General features: G+C 36.3%; 16 protein-coding genes, 1 tRNA gene and 1 other annotated feature. Of the genes, 4 read left to right on the top strand and 13 right to left on the bottom strand.

The window, feature by feature from the left end; all coding sequences use genetic code 11:
* Nucleotides 1-5 precede the first annotated feature (5 nt).
* Nucleotides 6-974: a TDT family transporter gene (locus tag MKZ30_RS01890; protein ID WP_002355462.1), complete on the bottom strand. Its 969-nt coding sequence runs from the start codon at nt 972-974 to the stop codon at nt 6-8.
* Between the two features lie 141 nt (nt 975-1,115).
* On the opposite strand from MKZ30_RS01890, the gene MKZ30_RS01885 reads away from it, so the two are divergent.
* Complete coding sequence (locus MKZ30_RS01885; protein ID WP_002355461.1) at nt 1,116-1,943, top strand: LysR family transcriptional regulator; 828 nt, start codon at nt 1,116-1,118, stop codon at nt 1,941-1,943.
* Between the two features lie 46 nt (nt 1,944-1,989).
* Here the strand turns inward: MKZ30_RS01885 and MKZ30_RS01880 are convergent, their stop codons facing one another.
* Both MKZ30_RS01880 and MKZ30_RS01875 read right to left on the bottom strand, forming a co-directional pair.
* On the bottom strand, nt 1,990-2,400 hold the full coding sequence (locus MKZ30_RS01880) for a DUF4809 family protein (RefSeq protein ID WP_002382942.1): 411 nt from the start codon (nt 2,398-2,400) through the stop codon (nt 1,990-1,992).
* 15 nt (nt 2,401-2,415) lie between these two features.
* Nucleotides 2,416-2,778: a DUF4809 family protein gene (locus MKZ30_RS01875; RefSeq protein WP_002382941.1), complete on the bottom strand. Its 363-nt coding sequence runs from the start codon at nt 2,776-2,778 to the stop codon at nt 2,416-2,418.
* Between the two features lie 167 nt (nt 2,779-2,945).
* Between MKZ30_RS01875 and MKZ30_RS01870 the strand changes: the two genes are divergently transcribed.
* The 3 genes from MKZ30_RS01870 (at nt 2,946) to MKZ30_RS01860 (ending at nt 5,126) form a co-directional block, all read left to right on the top strand.
* On the top strand, nt 2,946-3,899 hold the full coding sequence (locus tag MKZ30_RS01870) for an L-lactate dehydrogenase (RefSeq protein ID WP_002355458.1): 954 nt from the start codon (nt 2,946-2,948) through the stop codon (nt 3,897-3,899).
* A 131-nt stretch (nt 3,900-4,030) separates the two neighbouring features.
* Complete coding sequence (locus MKZ30_RS01865; RefSeq protein WP_010710809.1) at nt 4,031-4,537, top strand: phosphatidylglycerophosphatase A family protein; 507 nt, start codon at nt 4,031-4,033, stop codon at nt 4,535-4,537.
* Nucleotides 4,538-4,676: 139 nt separating this feature from the next.
* Nucleotides 4,677-5,126: a YehR family lipoprotein gene (locus MKZ30_RS01860; protein ID WP_002382937.1), complete on the top strand. Its 450-nt coding sequence runs from the start codon at nt 4,677-4,679 to the stop codon at nt 5,124-5,126.
* Nucleotides 5,127-5,177: 51 nt separating this feature from the next.
* On the opposite strand, the gene MKZ30_RS01855 is transcribed toward MKZ30_RS01860, so the two are convergent.
* From MKZ30_RS01855 to MKZ30_RS01810, 10 genes are all read right to left on the bottom strand, one after another.
* The gene (locus MKZ30_RS01855) at nt 5,178-6,095 is read right to left on the bottom strand and encodes a hypothetical protein (RefSeq protein WP_002382936.1); all 918 of its coding nucleotides are present in this window, start codon (nt 6,093-6,095) and stop codon (nt 5,178-5,180) included.
* A gap of 355 nt (nt 6,096-6,450) precedes the next feature.
* Nucleotides 6,451-7,857, bottom strand: coding sequence for a Na+/H+ antiporter NhaC (gene nhaC / locus MKZ30_RS01850; RefSeq protein WP_002419959.1), 1,407 nt, complete (start codon nt 7,855-7,857; stop codon nt 6,451-6,453).
* Nucleotides 7,858-7,981: 124 nt separating this feature from the next.
* Nucleotides 7,982-9,400 carry a tyrosine-tyramine antiporter gene (tyrP, locus tag MKZ30_RS01845; RefSeq protein WP_002355453.1) on the bottom strand — a complete coding sequence of 473 codons (1,419 nt, stop codon included), beginning with the start codon at nt 9,398-9,400 and terminating at the stop codon, nt 7,982-7,984.
* 202 nt (nt 9,401-9,602) lie between these two features.
* Nucleotides 9,603-11,465, bottom strand: coding sequence for a tyrosine decarboxylase (gene tdc / locus MKZ30_RS01840; RefSeq protein WP_002355450.1), 1,863 nt, complete (start codon nt 11,463-11,465; stop codon nt 9,603-9,605).
* 298 nt (nt 11,466-11,763) lie between these two features.
* A complete protein-coding gene (gene tyrS, locus MKZ30_RS01835; RefSeq protein WP_033600691.1) occupies nt 11,764-13,020 on the bottom strand; it encodes a tyrosine--tRNA ligase in 1,257 nt (418 codons plus the stop codon).
* A 191-nt stretch (nt 13,021-13,211) separates the two neighbouring features.
* Nucleotides 13,212-13,426 (bottom strand) — a binding site (T-box leader).
* A 291-nt stretch (nt 13,427-13,717) separates the two neighbouring features.
* The gene (gene cls, locus MKZ30_RS01830) at nt 13,718-15,163 is read right to left on the bottom strand and encodes a cardiolipin synthase (protein WP_002361214.1); all 1,446 of its coding nucleotides are present in this window, start codon (nt 15,161-15,163) and stop codon (nt 13,718-13,720) included.
* A 165-nt stretch (nt 15,164-15,328) separates the two neighbouring features.
* Entirely contained in the window at nt 15,329-15,811 is a 483-nt protein-coding gene (locus MKZ30_RS01825; protein WP_002382933.1) for a VOC family protein, read from the bottom strand.
* A gap of 22 nt (nt 15,812-15,833) precedes the next feature.
* Complete coding sequence (locus MKZ30_RS01820) at nt 15,834-16,709, bottom strand: aldo/keto reductase (protein ID WP_002382931.1); 876 nt, start codon at nt 16,707-16,709, stop codon at nt 15,834-15,836.
* 277 nt (nt 16,710-16,986) lie between these two features.
* Nucleotides 16,987-17,060 (bottom strand) — tRNA-Lys (locus MKZ30_RS01815).
* Nucleotides 17,061-17,141: 81 nt separating this feature from the next.
* Nucleotides 17,142-17,279, bottom strand: a complete 138-nt coding sequence (locus MKZ30_RS01810) for a hypothetical protein (RefSeq protein ID WP_002383714.1) — start codon at nt 17,277-17,279, stop codon at nt 17,142-17,144.
* Nucleotides 17,280-17,284 lie beyond the last annotated feature (5 nt).

The raw sequence follows: 17,284 nt of genomic DNA, 5'->3' as shown, positions 1-17,284 counted from the left end.
TTTTTTTAATTTAATTCCACTTTTTTCGTGTTATTTTCTCTTTGGAATAAAAAAATGCAATATCGAATGAACACATAACTTACAATAGCCACAGCTAATAACAGTTCAAAAGTAGACAAAATATTTAACAGACTCGTTAGGCCTACCTTTTCTGCAAATAAAGGTTTAACTTTGACTAATGCTGTCGCAGAAATCACTAATGGGAATGTAAAGGCAGCATAACTTGGATAGAATGTCACTTGCATAATTTTATATAGATTCACAACTACAATCCCATAAATACATTGAGACAAAATTAGCAAGAAAACAACTAATGGCATATACAAATGACCACCCATTGAAATATAGCCAGCTAAACATAACGAACCTGGCGCTGTCATAATCGTCAATAAAGGAATGGTCGATTCAGGCATTTCTTTCGACTTCGTAATTCTCTTGATTAAAATTGGTAACAAGAGTAAATAAAAGAACAACGCTACCCAAAAAACAATTTTTCCCAACTCATTGATAAACAATTGAGAAGTATTAGGAATAACGCCAATGCCGACAAACGTAATAAACCAGCTTGGATAAATATGTTCCAGTTCGATTTTTGTTGGAAAAATATGCACCGCTACAAAATAAATCATTAAAATAAAATGTAAAATCACTGCGCCAATCCACAACACGTTAATCCAAGCAGCATTGGTAAATATCCGATCTAAGAAAACACAGATAACCATTAAAGCCATTGTAAATGTTGGTGATACCGAAGCAATAATTGGATCATCTAAGGTGCTTAATGCATGTTTCATTGTAAAAATAATTTTTAAAATAACTAAAATCATTAAGAGACTGCCAAGTACACAATAAATGGTCCCAATTGTTGCATATCCCAAGGAATAAAGTAAATTCCCCAAAGAAACCATCCCTAAAATTAGTCCACAAATGGGAATCGGGACTTTCCGCAAGAATTTTTTCGCACTTTCTACCATTATGTAGTCACACTCCGTCTTTATTTATTATTATTGATATTAATCAAAAGTATGTTATTATACTAAATGAAATATTTATATTTGTAAAATAAATATTTGCAATACCAACTATTAAGATAGTAAATAGAAAGAGGCGATTTTATGTTCGAATGGATCAAAACATTTATTGCTGTGTATGAAACCAAAAATTTTAGTGCGGCGGCCAAACAATTGTATATTTCTCAGCCAACTGTTTCTTTGCAAATCAAGAAATTAGAGCAACACTTTTCGATCAAGCTGTTCTATCGTAATGGAAAACAATCGGTTATTCCTACCAAAGAAGCTGATTTTTTATATCCAAAAATGCTCTCGATTATTGAAAGCTTAACCACTTCTTTTGCGCAAGCTGCAGAAAAAGAGAACTTTAAAGAAGACTGCATTATAGCCTCTTCAAATACAGTTGCTATTTATTTACTGCCAGATATTATGGAGAGTTTGGTTACCGCTTTTCCACTCATCAACTTTTCGATTCAACTGATGAATTCAAACGAAGTCGTGGATATGGTTCAAAATAATCATGCCCACATTGGGCTAATTGAAAAACCCATTGAAACCAAAAATCTACACAAAGAAATTGTTTATGAAGACCAACTAGTTCTAGCAGGAGATGCCGCTTCAAAATTTTGGCTCTTAAGAGAAAAGAACTCTGGCTTACGTTTTTTCAATGAGCTTTATCTCAACGAACACAGCATCAACTTACCAATTATCGAATTAAACAACAACGAAGTCCTGTTACAATTGCTAAAAAATAACATTGGGCAATCAATTGTTTCTCGATTATCTATTTCCGATGAGATCCCTTGGCAACCAATTGATCAGTCCTTTGCTTCTCGAAAAATTTTCATTGTCCAGACCGATCACCATGCCAATACTTCCTTCTCTGAAGTTTATAACCGAATCGTTGAAAAAATTCGTGAACGACAAGCCTAAAAAACAGGAGAACGACTTAGCTTTCGCTAAATCGTTCTCCTGTTTTTTATTTATCAGTTTCCTCTACCAATTCAAATTCAAAAGGTTCTAACTCAAATAGTTGGTGTAAAATTTGCTGGGTTTCTTGGAACACTTGTTGTGGCTCTTTACACAAAAGAGTGCTTTGAATGGTCTGTTTTTTTGATTGAAAAAGAATTCTCGTTTCCTCTTCCTTGAATACAACTTGATGAGGTTCCCTTTCAAACACCGTATATTCTTCGAACATTTCCATAACTAATTTTTGACGAAACCCTTCTTTGAGTGCTAATAAAGTTACTAAATCTGCAACGGTTAGTGTTTCTAACGCAATTGTTTCATCTTCTACATGAACAAGATAATTCGTACACTTCACATTCGGACAGGCATTGCAGCCGCCATTAATCAAATCTGAGGTAGTTGTTATTTTCACCTGTTTCATCTTAATCCTTCTTTCCTACTTTTCGAGAAAAACACAAGGGGTCTCCTCAAAAATATTCAATAAAATATGATTAACTTCTTGAAAGACTTCTTCGTGATTCCGGCATTGTTTTTCCATTACTAAACGCAGATCATTCACAACAAAAGTCAACGTCGTCGCTTGTTGGGAAACATGTATACAACGGTTGCCTTTAACAAAACATTCTGTTTGTTCTTCAATGAATGGTTCTTTTTGATAGCCATATGCTGAAGCGACACATTCCAGGATTTCGTAGATTTCTATTTTTGGAAGTTCATAGCTAAAGCTACCGATAACTAGTTGAAAACAGTTCGGCTGTTTTTCATTATTGCTTGCATAATACACTGTTGTCGTTGTCATTTTGCCTCCTTATCTTCTCTATTTTCCTACTCTTATCATAACAAAAAAAGCACGCTTCCCTTATTTAAATTGTTAATAAAGACTATTACAGATTGGTATAACCACACCCGAAAAGTTAGTGATATAATTCACTAAGAAAGAAATATTACAGAAAGAAGAGATGAACGATGAAAGTATTTAACAAAAAAGTCGCAATTATTGGTACTGGTTTTGTTGGCACAAGTATTGCCTATTCCATGATCAACCAAGGGATTGCGAATGAATTAATCTTAGTTGATATTGACAAAGCCAAATCTGAAGGCGAAGCAATTGACTTATTAGATGGTGTGTCTTGGGGTCAAGAAAATGTAAACGTCTGGGCTGGCGACTATCAAGACTGCCAAGATGCCGATATCGTCGTGATTACAGCTGGCGCTAATCAAAAACCTGGGCAAAGTCGTCTAGATTTGGTTTCAATCAATGCAGAAATTATGAAAACAATTGTTAACAATATCATGAAATCTGGTTTTGATGGAATTTTAGTGATTGCCTCAAATCCTGTCGATGTACTGACTTATGTGGCTTGGCAAGCTTCTGGTTTACCTGTCTCAAGAGTAATTGGAACTGGTACAACTTTGGACACAACTCGTTTCCGCAAAGAACTGTCTCAACGTTTAGCGATTGATCCACGCAATGTTCACGGCTATATTATTGGCGAACACGGGGATTCTGAAGTGGCTGTTTGGTCTCATACCATGATTGGTACCAAACCTATTTTAGAAATTGTGGATACGACAGAGCGCTTAACTAGTGACGATTTACCAATCATTTCTGATAAAGTGAAAAATACAGCTTATGAAATTATCGATCGCAAACAAGCGACCTATTATGGGATTGGTATGAGTACTGCACGCATTGTTAAAGCCATTTTAAATAATGAACAAGCTATTTTACCTGTCTCAGCTTACTTAGATGGGCAATATGGGCAACAAGATGTATTTACAGGGATTCCTGCAGTCGTTGGCAATCAAGGTGTGACTGACATTATTGAATTGAATCTAAATGCTTCTGAAAAAGAACTCTTCCAAAAATCAGTGACACAATTAAAACAAGTGATGGCATCGTTACAACCGAACGCTTAGTAATTTTTAACTAAAAATAACACTTCAACTAAATTATTCTCTACCAAAATAGATTCTAATTCCCCTTTATCGTTCTTTTTGGTACCATGAAAGAAGAACTTCAACTAAAGCAGAAATTAGGAGGACAAAAAATGGTAATCCAAGGAGATACGTTAGAAAATAGCGCACGTCGTTTATTGCAAGAACGTGGCGTAACAATGAATGATTTAGCTGAACTTGTGTTATTTTTACAAAAAGATTATATTGATAATTTAACATTAGATACTTGTTTAGAAAGTATTGATGCAGTGTTAACAAAGCGTGAAGTACACAACGCGATTATTACAGGTGTCCAACTGGATATTCTGGCAGAAGAAAACAAGCTACTCTCACCGTTACAAGAAATTTTAACGGAAGATGAAGGGCTTTATGGCATTGATGAAATTATGGCGCTCTCCATTGTAAATGTTTATGGATCTATCGGTTTTACGAACTATGGGTATATCGACAAGGTAAAACCAGGCATTTTAAAAGAGTTAAATGCGCATGATGGCGAACATGTCCACACATTCTTGGATGATATCGTGGGCGCAATTGCGGCTGCGGCTGCCAGTCGGTTGGCTCACTCACAACCAGATTTAAGTGATATTACTAAATAAAAAAACTTGCCTCTTCATTTTTATGAGAAGAGGCAAGTTTTTTATTTGCTGGACTTCTCACAAGCTTTCTACTTAACAGTAATTATTTGCCGTGTTATGTTACAGTCAAGAATAAACAGCTAAAGGAGGTTATCTAGAAATGAAAAAGTTTTTACGCGTATTTTTAATTTTTATTGGGGTATTTTTTCTTGCAAGTTGCGGTTCAAAAATAGAGACAAAAACCTTTGTAGGTTCGCCACAAGATGGGATTGATTCCACCTTAACCTATACGTACCAAGGAGATAAAGTCTTAACGCAAACGGCTAAAAACATTGTTTCTTATGACAAATTGGGGATTACAAAAGAAGAGGCAAAAACAGCGTTGGAACCCGTTTCTAAACAATATGAGGACATCAAAGGGCTTAATTACAAACTGACCTATGAGGACAAACAAGCCATCGAAAAATTGACGATTAATTATGAAAAACTTGATTATGATAAAGCCAAAAAAGTAGATGGTATCCAGATTGATGGAGATTCTTCTAAGGGAATTAGCATGAAGAAAAGCCAAGAATTGGTGGAGTCACAAGGTTATACAGAACAAAAATAATAAAAGAAAGCGTGCGACAATGGGCATTGTTGCACGCTTTCTTTTGATTATTTAAATCGATGTTGCCATCTTCACTGCTTGAATTGGGTCAAAATGATGGACAGAGTAAACGACTGTACCGGCTTGCCAAACTACTGAGTTTCGATTATAGTCAGTGGTTCCTGCCACGTTCAGTGTGATTTGACCAACGGTATTCGGTGCTGGCAACGTTTCTTGTTCCAAAATGTTGACAACATTTTTCGCTAAATCATCAGGCGATTCACCATTGATATTTGAGGCCCGTACGACTAAACTCCAATTGCCTTCTTGCCAAGATAAGTAACTAGAACCTGCCGCCCCTTGTTTATACCCAGTAATATTGTAACCTAAATCTACTGGTTGACCGCCATTGTCAATGATTTGGTTCACTGCATTTTTTGCTTCGGCATCAGAGCCATATGTTTTTTTCTCAAAAGAACTAATTGGCGTTAACTGATTGACACGTGCATCATTCACTGGAATCGCTTCTTTTTCTGCATAATATAAAACACGGAAATTGTTTTGATCCGCTTGTGAAGTTGTCGCTGCAGTTAAAAAGTTATTCGTTTGACTCGTTAAAATTGCCTGCGGTAAGCCTTGACCAGGAAACATGTTTGCTAGCTGGTTAAGCACTTGCTTGGCTTGGTCATCTGGATTCGCATTTTTCGCTGGTGATTGTTTTTCTGCTGAGCCATTATTTGCCACTTCCTTCGTAGAAGAAGCTGTTGCTTTCGAATCAGCTGTCGTTGTTCCTGACGGTTTCGCATCACTAGATTTTGTTGCTGCTTTGCTACTTGATTCTTTTGTAGCAGATGCTTTTGTACTCTCGACTGTGGTACTTTCCGCAGCACTGGAACGACTATCCGTATTTTCTGTACTTTTTCCGCCGCCGCATGCTGCTAAAGCAAGGGTTAAAAGAAAAGCACTAGAAATAAGCCCTATCTTTTTCATAAGAATTCCTCCTTGTTTTCCCTACCCCTATTGTACCTTAATCATGTGTATCCGTCACTTGTTTGTGTTTCGTTCTAGTTGGTTTAAATAACAGAAAGTGGACGGTAGGATTCGAACCTACACCTCAACATTGAGCAAGAATAAACTACTGTTAGTCTCTATGAGTTTAACACCACGTTCATCCACCTATTTGATTGATCCTTTGTATCATAACTTAGAATAATTAAATTGCCTTTAAGGAGCTTCAAAGATTATATGAAGAATTGTAAAAAATCTGTGACGAAAAAACGATTGAACCAATCAGCAGAGACACTGAGGTTCAATCGTAACCAATTGTTTAATTATCTGAAAAAACTCACAATTCAACGTTAGTCCCTGGTGCTTTTTTGTTTTCCCCTTGTTGTTTTTTTAAGAATATCCCCAGAATGACGGTAATAATAGGGCAAAGCAATGGGAAAAAGGCATACGGTAAGTATTCTAGTGCACCAACTTTTAACGTTCCCATAATGAAGGTACCACTAACTCCCCAAGGAATTAACGAGTTGACTGCCGCCCCAGCATCTGCCAAAGTACGAGTTAAATATTTTTTATCAATACCTAAACGAGTAAATGAGGATTTAAATGTTTCCCCTGGTAAAATAATTGACAAATATTGTTCGCCAACTAGTAAGTTAATTCCCACAGAACTTAAGGCAGTTAAAGCGATTAATTTGGCTGGATTATTCACATAGCCTTTAATTTTATCAATTAAAGTAGCCACGATGTTAAACTTAATCAACAAGCCGCCCAAACCTAATGCCAAAATAATCAACGCAGCAGAACCTAACATGCTTTCAATCCCACCACGAGATAAAAGTGTATCAATACTTTGGTCCCCTGTATCTGCCACATAGCCACTCATTAAAACGGTAGAAACTTTCGCTAAACTTAGGTGATGATCATTTATAAAAGCTAAGATGACCGCCACTGTAGAGCCGACTAATAACGTTGGAATAGCCGGTACCTTTTTCCAAGCGAATAAGAATAAAACCGCTACTGGCAACAATGTAATCGGTGAAATCCAGAATCCTTGATGTAACGTTTGGACCATTGCATCAACCGATTGTAAATCCGCCGAGCCAGATTGATGCCCCAAGAAGATATAGCCGACAATCGAAATAATAAACGCCGGAATAACAGTGTACATCATGTTTAGTATATGTTCAAAAAGGTTCACGCCACCAATTCCAGCAGCTAAGTTTGTTGTATCAGATAACGGTGAAATGTTGTTCCCCAAAAAGGCACCTGAAACAACTGCACCAGCTGTCATCGCATTGTCGAATCCAAGAATATGTCCAATACCTAGAAAGGCAATCCCCATAGTTGAAACAGTCGTAAAGGAGCTCCCTACCGTCACACCAACTAGTGCACAGACCACAAAAACGGTTGGTAAGAAGAACTTCACTGAGATAATTTTAAAACCATAGACCATAATTGTTGGAATCGTCCCAGACAAGATCCAAGTAGCAACTAAGACACCTATCAGCAAGAAAATAATAATCGGAATGATTCCTGGTTTGATCCCTTCCACAATGCCCTCGTGGATCTCATCCCAAGAAAATCCTTTCCATTTGCCATAAAGCAACAACAACATGAATACAAAAAGAATCGGTATGTGAGGGGTTAATTTTTGACCAATAATTAAGTACCCGAGAATCGCTAACAAGGCAATCAAAATGCCTAAACTTTCAGCGAACGAAACAGTGGGTTTCGTTGATTTCATATGAAAACCTCCTTTTATGGAAAGCGAAAACTGAAGCAATAATCGAACTTGCTTCAGTTTCCAAACGACAATTTACTATAGTCATCAGATGAAGAGGCACTCAGCAAAATAATTGCTAGCCTTTTTATTCACCTAAATCTTCTTTTACTTCCGTTGCCCAACTTGCTTTTTTAAAGCGATTAATGATTAACGGAATCACAAACATGACAATAGTGATTAATGCAACTAAGACTGCATCAGTCACGGTTGTTGTACCTAATGTGGCGAAAATAACAATGATAACACTAAAAATTAACATTGCTGCCACTAAATAAGCTAAGCCATTACCTTTTTTACCAATTCGGTAAGGACGTAGTGTATCTGGTTGAGATTTACGTAATTTAATTAGGGAAATCGCAATCAATACATACACAATACTATAAATAATTGTTGTTGCATTTGTTAAAGTTAAGAATACAGCGTTGACATCATCCATTACCCCATAAAGTAAAGCGAATAATGAGATAACCACAGATTGTGTTAACACAACGTTACGAGAAACGCCATATTTATTTTCGCGATGGAAACCAAATTTTGGTGGCAATAAGCCATCACGAGCAACTTGAATAATTGTTTTTGATGGTCCAGTAACCCAAGCAGATAATTGTAATAACACACCTAAGAAGACCATGAAACTAAAGATATTACCAATAATTGTTGGTAAACCTAAAACGTCACAATAAAGCAAAATTGGTTGTGTAATGTTAGACAATTCCATTTTGCCATTTGGAACAATATTAGCAACAAACATTGCATTAATAACGTTTAATAAAACTAAACCAATTAATGAAATGAAAACGCCTTTTGTATAATTTTTTGTTGCATCTTTCAAACGAGGAATATAAACAGAAGACATTTCAATCCCAACAAAGATAAACGCAATCCCTGCTAGATATTTAAATGTGTCCATATTTTCTAAGTTTGGTAAAACTTTTGACCAAGAGAAGGCACCTAAATAGCCGCCAGGTGTTAAGCCTACTTTAATCATTGAAAGAAGACCTAAAACAAACATAACTAATACTGGGATGTAAACACCTAGCCAAACACCAATATTTCCGCCAACTTTCGCCATATCAAATTTCAAGTTCAAGATTGTAATAATCCAGTAAATCACTAAGATACAACCTAATACGAACCAATGATTTTCACCTAAATGAACATTACCAAATGTATTACCTAGCAAAGGGCCTAATGTAGAAGCAACCATTACCATTCCTGGGAACATTTGCACCCATAGTAACCAAGCGACAACAAAACCCCACTTGCTACCTAAGGCAGTTTTAACCCAAAGTTGAGGGCCACCTTCTTGAGGAAGCATCGTAGATAATTCACCAGATATCAATGCGATTGGACCAGCAAAGAATAAGACCGCGAAAATTGTGTAAGAAATTAATGTCCAACCAACAGCAGCAAGTGTTGGGATACTACGTACAGTTGCACACAATGCCATTGTTAAACCGATAAAAGTACCTAATTCAATTTTTTTAACTTGTTGTTTATCCAATTTTGTACACTCCTTATAAGATTTTGGATAAGGAGCATGAATGACTGTTATACGCTGAGTAAAACAGTCATTCGACTGCCTCTTACCCAGACAAAGAATTGGTTAAGAGGTTAGCCGTCTGATTGATTTATCTCTTAAATAAATCAATCAGACGAACGTTCCCTCATTCGGTTACCATTTCTTTTTTCCGTTTAAGATTCAATTATTTTACGTCGTAAATTTGTTCTAATTTTTCTTGTAAAGCAGCTTGAATCTTAGGAGCGTAAACATCAAATTCTTCTTTATCGTTCATGTATGGAGTCATTACAGCAGCACGTAACACAGTTACTTTACCTGCACGGTTCCATTCTTCGTCACTAAATCCTAAGCTGTTTACAAATTTTAATGGGCTGTTGCCATAATCTGGAATAGCAAAGTCAGTATGTGAAGTAATGAATTCGTTGTTGTAAATATTTCCTTTAACGTATGATGCATAGTCATATACATCATGGTTTAATTTGTTCATTGCTACTAAATCATCGTTGCCTTTTTCTTTAAACACATAGTCAACCATGTTGAAGTCTGGATGAGTCAATGTGTGGACTTCGATTTCTTTGTCGCCAACTTTGAATGTTAAATCATTCAAGAAGTTATAGAAGTGATGTGATCCTTCAATTGAAGCACCAATTAATTTACCATAACCTGCAACGTTTAAAGGTAAAACGTGATGTGCAGCCCATACAGAAGCAGCTGTTGCACCAGCTTTTGAACCTTCAAGGATATAAGCACCTAGTAACGCAGGAATATCGGCACCTTTTTCAAATACGTAAGTTGCGAAGTAAGAAATAACGTCGCGCATACGGATATCTTGGATAACGATACCACCAGCTGAATAAGGGATATAACCCATTTTATGAGGGTCAATTGTTACTGATTCTGCTAATTCGATTGCTTTATATGCATCGTACACTTCTCTTGAAATGTGTTCTTTTTTCTCTTTGAAGACACCGTATTCTTCGTGAACATCTTGTAAATCTTCGTAAGGGATGAAGTTGTTGTCTTCGTCTAAGAAGATGGCACGTCCATAACCACCATAAGCAGCATCAACGTGTACATAATAGTAAATACCGTCTTTCATTAATTCATCGCGTAAAGCAATAATTTTATCGATTGAGTCAACGGCACCTTCTTCAGTAGAACCAACTACACCGACAACACCTAGCACTGGAATTTGTTCTTCTGCTAAGCCACGAACGATTTTTTCTAATTCGTTGATATCCATACGGTAGTTATGGTCAACTGGTACTGGGATAACTTGATCTAAACCGATACCGATAATATCAGCAGCTTTTAACCAAGAATAGTGTTTAGTTTGTGGAACTAACCATTTACCGATTGCTTGTAAATGTTTACCTGAACGAGCTGAATGAGCTTTGATTTCATCAATTTCATCTTCAGCTGATTCTAATAAGTCCATAATTTCTTTTGTTGGCATGTTCAATAGTTCCCAATCTGATTTGCCAGCAACTAATTCTGGTTTTACTTCTTTCATAGCAAATGGTAATGATTTAATGTTACGGGCATACCATAAGCCTTCTAAGTTAGCTAAAGAACCATCAGCAACGATGTGTCCCCAACCATTTTTGTAGCTCATTAAGTGAGCAAATTCATGTCCTACTTCTTCTTCCATTTGAGAAGTTGCTGGAGAAGATTCATAGGCAACGTTGTTCCCGTTCCATAGCATTGCAAAGTTGTAAGCTAATAGAGAAGGCATTAATGTTTCTGAGTTCATATGTCCCCAATATCTACCTGCTGTATGCCATGGAACTGAATGTGTACGCATGCGAGAAGAGATTTCATTCAATACATCTTTCATATGGTTGACAGTTTTTTCGTAGCTTTCAGATGTGCGTTCTTGAGAAGAGATAACTGGCATGTCTTGTGGCATGTAGTTTTGACGCCATCCTAAATGTTCATCTACTAAGTCGATCAACAAGTCTTTATATAATTGTCCGTTTTCGGCTTTGTCCCCAATGAATAGTGCATTAAGGTTCATTTCGCCTTTTGCTAATTTTTCGTTTTTCATACGAAAATTCCTCCTTACAAATTTTAATGAATTAGATTTTGCATTCACAACTTACACCCAAACGGCTAAAGTGTAAAGAAGAAAAATAACAATGGTTATCATAGCTCTTTAATTTTATAATTTTTTCACAAGGTGTCTTGTCAGAACCATTATATAAAAAAATAAGAGTGGGATTGTGTGTACAATCCCACTCTTATTAGGTGTATTAACGGTTTCACCACTACCTGTAAGGAGAAATAGAATTTTAACTTTGATCAAATAATCACACGTCTTCTCTTCGTGAAATTATTATCAATTTCTAATCCATTACTTTTGCTAAAAAGTAATTTTTCTTCCCTTTCCGTACAACAACGAATTTTCCATCGAAATGTTGTGTTGGATCGACTGCAAAATCTAAATCGGTAACTCGGTCACCGTTAATACTTATAGCTCCTCCGCTCACATCTTCGCGAGCTTGACGTTTTGATGGTTCGATTTCTGTGTCAACTAACCAATCTACGATGTTTTTAGCATCTTTGGTAATTTCAACAGTTGGCACATGTTCTAACCCTTGCTCGATTTCCTCAATCGTTAAGTCTTTAATATTGCCTGAGAAAAGAGCTTCTGAAATTTTTTGCGCTTCTTCTAATGCTGCATCATCGTGAACAAATCGTGTCACTTCTTCAGCTAAGCGTCTTTGTGCTTCACGTTTACCTGGTTCTTTTTCAACTTTTTCAGCTAACGCAACGATTTCTTCTTTATCTAAGAAAGTAAAGAATTTCAAGTATTTGATGACATCACGATCATCTTGGTTTAACCAGAATTGGTAGAATTCAAATGGTGAGGTTTTCTTAGGATCTAACCAGATAGCGCCACCCGCTGTTTTCCCAAATTTTGTACCATCTGCTTTTAGCATTAAAGGAATAGTTAACCCGAATACTTTGGCTTCTGGTCCTTCTTTTTTACGAATCAAATCTAATCCTGCAGTGATATTGCCCCATTGATCAGCGCCACCAATTTGCAATTGAATATTATGTTTTTTATGCAATGTGTAAAAGTCAATTGATTGAAGAATTTGGTATGTGAATTCTGTAAAGGAAATGCCACTTTCTAAACGACTAGCGACAATGTCTTTTGCCAACATCGTGTTGACATTAAAGTTTTTCCCGTAATCTCTTAAAAAATCTAATAAAGATAGTTCTGATAACCAATCGTAGTTGTTCACCATTGTTACCTCAGCATCTTTACCAAATAATTTTTTCATTTGATTTGAAAGACTGTCCACATTATGTTGCACAGCTTCCATCGTTTGTAAGACACGTTCGGTTGTTCGTCCACTTGGATCACCAATTGTTCCAGTTCCGCCACCAATTAAAATGTATGGGTGATGACCTGCTAATTGGAATCGTTTCATCATCATAAAAGGAATTAAATGTCCAATATGCATGCTATCTCCAGTTGGATCGACACCGCAATATAGCGAAATGCTCGTATTTTCTGTAAGTTCTCTTAATCCTTCTTCGTTTGTTTGTTGATTGATTGCATCACGCCATGCTAGCTCGTCAATGATATTCATGTTATCACCCTCCATATTTATAATTATCTCTTTATAGGAAATCGTTCATTTAAAGAAATAAACGATTAACACACTTGTTTTTACACGATATTCCGTGTTTATTTCTATGTATACACGGGTTCACGAAATTTTCTTTGGTCTGCCACGTATTCAAAAAAAGAATACAAAAAATCCCTAAGCCGTCGAAACGACTTAGGGACGAATTTCTCGTGGTACCACCCAAATTTATACATAGTTTAGTTTATTTAAAATACTATATACCTCTTAACAAATAACGCTGTTACCCGTGCCCTGTAGGCAGAAGCTCAAGAATGTAATTCGATAAATAACGTGTACTAGTTTCCAGCGCCACTAGCTTTCTGTAACAGTGGTTATTTCTCTACTGCTTTTCTGTCATTGCTTTGTATTTAACTTGTACATGTAGCATATTCCTTTTCGTTTTTTTTGTCAACACTCTTTGCTTAATTTTTTTTACTTTTATAAAAGATGTCCCTTTTTCACAAAAATAAAATAACAAATTCACAATAATATTTATTTGTTTTAACAGCAACTACAGATAAAAAAATAACGAATAAAATAAAAAAATATTCTTTAAAATTTTTTTGACTTTTTTTGTGATTTTCTATACTTTTATAAAATTCCCGAAGAAAAATGACGAACTTCGGATCAGAAGTTCGTCATTTTGTGAAAAACAGTTTTAAAGAATTGGTGAGAATAATCGTGAAATTTGTTGTTTAAAAATCAACCATTTTGACATGTCGCGAACAACTTCTGGAGTCATTGTTGTACATTTTTTTCGATCTTCTAAGAAAATTGCTTCTAATTGATCAATGATTTTTTTATCATATAACACAGCATTTGCTTCAAAGTTTAATTTGTAACTTCGGATATCTTGATTGGCTGAACCTACTGTGCAGACTTCATCATCCATAATCATTGTTTTCGCATGTAAGAAACCACCGTTATAAATTAAAATTTCAATATTTTCTTTCATCAACAAGCGCCCGTAATACTGTGTTGCTCGATAAATAAACGGATGGTCGGGCTTATCTGGAATCATAATTTTAACATCTACTCCTGAAGCCGCAGCAACCTTTAAAGCCGCCAAGACACTATCATCAGGAACTAAATACGGCGTTTGAATCCAGACTCTTTTCTTGGCAGAAGTAATCAATTTAATAAAGGCCAATTTAATTTGTTCACGGTCACTATTAGGACCACTGGCAATCATCTGAATGGATGTATTTGCCTCTGGCACCAACGCTTCAAGTTTAAAGAAATAATCCAATTGATACGCCACACGATTTTTCTCAGGGGAAGAGACGTTCCAATCCATTAAAAAACGCATTTGCAGTAATGAGGCTGCTGGCCCTTGAATCCGTAAATGTGTATCCCGCCAATAGCCAAACTTTTTAGTCGTTCCGGCATATTGATCGGCAACATTAAAGCCGCCAATGTAGCCTACTTTCCCATCAATAACAACAATTTTCCGGTGATCATGATAATTCAAACGAAACTTCAAAAGTGCTTTTTGAGAAGTAATAAACGTTTGGACAAAACCGCCGTTTTTTTTCAATTCATTCAAATGATGAACCTTGGTGCCCTTTGAGCCAAAGGCATCGTAAAGCAACCGCACTTCAACCCCTTCAGCCGCCTTTTCTTCTAATAAGTTCAAAATTTTGGTACCGATATGATCCGTTACAAAGGCATAATATTCAATATGAATGGAGTGCTGAGCTTTTTTTATGTCCGCCATCAACGCATTGAATTTTTCCGTACCATCCGTAAAAATTTCAACATCATTTTTCTTAGTCAGGGGCATCCTATTTAACGAGGAAAAAAAGTCTGTAAACTGTTGTTGCTCCTCCGTCGGCATCTTTTGACTATAAAGTTCAAAACTTTCTTCTTGGAAGTTCTGAAAATTCTCTAATTCCCGTAAATCACTTTGTTGCAAATAAAATTTCTTTTTGTCGGTTAAACCGCGCCCAAAGAATAAATATAAGAAAAAACCAAAAACGGGTAGAGCAATCAGTACGAGTAGCCATGCCCAAATTGCTGCTACATCTCGAGGTTTTAACAAAATGGTAATTCCCGCAATAATTGCATTAATAAAATAAATAACTGTTAAGACGCTAAGAATCAATTGTCTTCCTCCTTTATTTGTTACGTTTTAGTATACCATCAATTACGGATTTGGAATATCTTTTCTTTAGCGACTTCTGTCTCAAAAAATAAAAAGAACCCCCATTCTAGTTAGTGATACTAGAATGAGGGGGTCTTTTTGATGTTTGTTTGAAAGTCCTTTAACTTAATTTCGTGTAAATGGACCTTTAGGAGCAATCAATTCTAAATTTGTACCATCTGGATCGGTAAAGTAAGCGACACCTGTACCAAAACCGCTCTTCAAGCCATCTTCTTCTTGGAATGTAATCGGTTCTCCATCAGGTTCTACGCCAATCGCTCTTAAACGTGCAACAGCTGCATCAATATCTTCCACTTCGAAACACAGATGCATTGCACTAATTTGTTCGTTGGAATAAGAAGCTTTTTCTGATTTTGGTTTAACATATTCTAATAAATCAATATTGATGTTTTCTAGATGCACATTGGCATACTTGATTAATGTATCATCTAACCCTTGTGTTTGGGCCATCCGTTTTCCACCAATTTCATCACGATTTGCGATTTTTGTTCCTGTTAATGCTTCATAAAACTTTACTGATTCATCCAAATTACTGACTGTAATCCCCACGTGGTTGACTACTGAAAAACCTTTAACTGCTTCACTCATTGTATCTTCTCCTAGTTAATTTTTAGAAATCAAACGTGTCTGGATCTGGTCCCACACGTAACGATTCATTCAATTGGTTAATTTGCGCCATTTCTTCTGCACTTAGTTCAAAATCAAAGACCGCTGCATTGCTAATCATCCGTTCTTTGTGGACAGATTTCACGGCTAATAAGATATCTTGTTGAATATCCCAACGTAAAATCACTTGCGCTGCTGATTTATTATGGTTCTCAGCAATCGCCAAAATAGTTTCATTCGATAATAATTGACCTTGCATCAATGGTGACCAAGCTTGGACTTTGATATCATGTTTTTCACAGAAATCACGTACTTCTTTTTGATCCAATTTTGGATGTAGTTCCACTTGGTTAATTACCGGAACAACTTTTGCATAAGAAAGTAAATCTTCTAAATGATGAACTTGGAAGTTGCTGACACCAATCGCTTTCACTTTTCCTTCAGCATATAAAGTTTCTAAAGCTTGCCATGATTCTTTGTAAGAATTATTTCCTGGCCAATGAATTAAATACAAATCTAAATAATCTAAACCTAAACGTTCCAAACTATCATTGAAAGCTTGAATTGTTTCATCATAGGAAATATGCGCGTTCCAAACTTTCGAGGTAACAAATAAGTCCTCACGGTTCAAGCCAGCTGCCGCTAAGCCTGCTTTAATTCCCGCTCCTGTGCCAGATTCATTGCCATAGATTTTCGCTGTATCGATTAAACGATAACCATTGGTAATCCCTTCTTCGACTACTTTTGCTGTCTCTTCATCTGGTATTTGGAATACTCCGAGACCCATTCCTGGAATTTTAGTGCCGTTGTTTAATGTTACTGTATCTGCTAGTGATGTAATCATTTGATTCGCTCCTTTAACGTTTTCTGATATCATCATATACCGTGCCGTACATGCTGCATAGTACGTACTTTTTCGTTTCATAGGAACCAAAAAGTGCGCTTTTTGTTAAATTCGCTTTTTTAGCCTGAAAAAATTTTAACTTTTTTATATAACGTACTTTCTCGCTCTTCTAAGCGTAGCATTCTTTAAATGATTTAACTAGTGTATCTCTCACGACACTCGACATTTTATGCAAAAAAAGAGAACGCGTACTCCGTCTTCGAAACGTCCTAAGACGCCGACAGAATACCGTTCTCGTGGGTTTGGCACCCAATGGGGGCATAGGGATTCGAACCCTAGACCCTCTGATTAAGAGTCAGATGCTCTAACCAACTGAGCTATGCCCCCGTTGTATAAAATGGCTTTTCAGCTACCTCAATATTGTAGCACTCCGCTATTATTTATACAAGAGGGAATTTTTTTCAGTTGTTATTCTTGTGAAGATTGTTCTTTTTTTACAGGACAAGCTGTTTGACAATCTTCACAACTTCGCCCTTTTTTGATTCGTCGATAGGTGATGATTCCTGCTGTTCCAAAAATTAAAATGGATAAAATAATTGTTGCCATCCGTT

Source organism: Enterococcus sp. LX10, from assembly GCF_023539285.1.
GTDB lineage: Bacteria > Bacillota > Bacilli > Lactobacillales > Enterococcaceae > Enterococcus > Enterococcus faecalis.
This window is presented reverse-complemented; position numbering and strand designations above follow the sequence as displayed.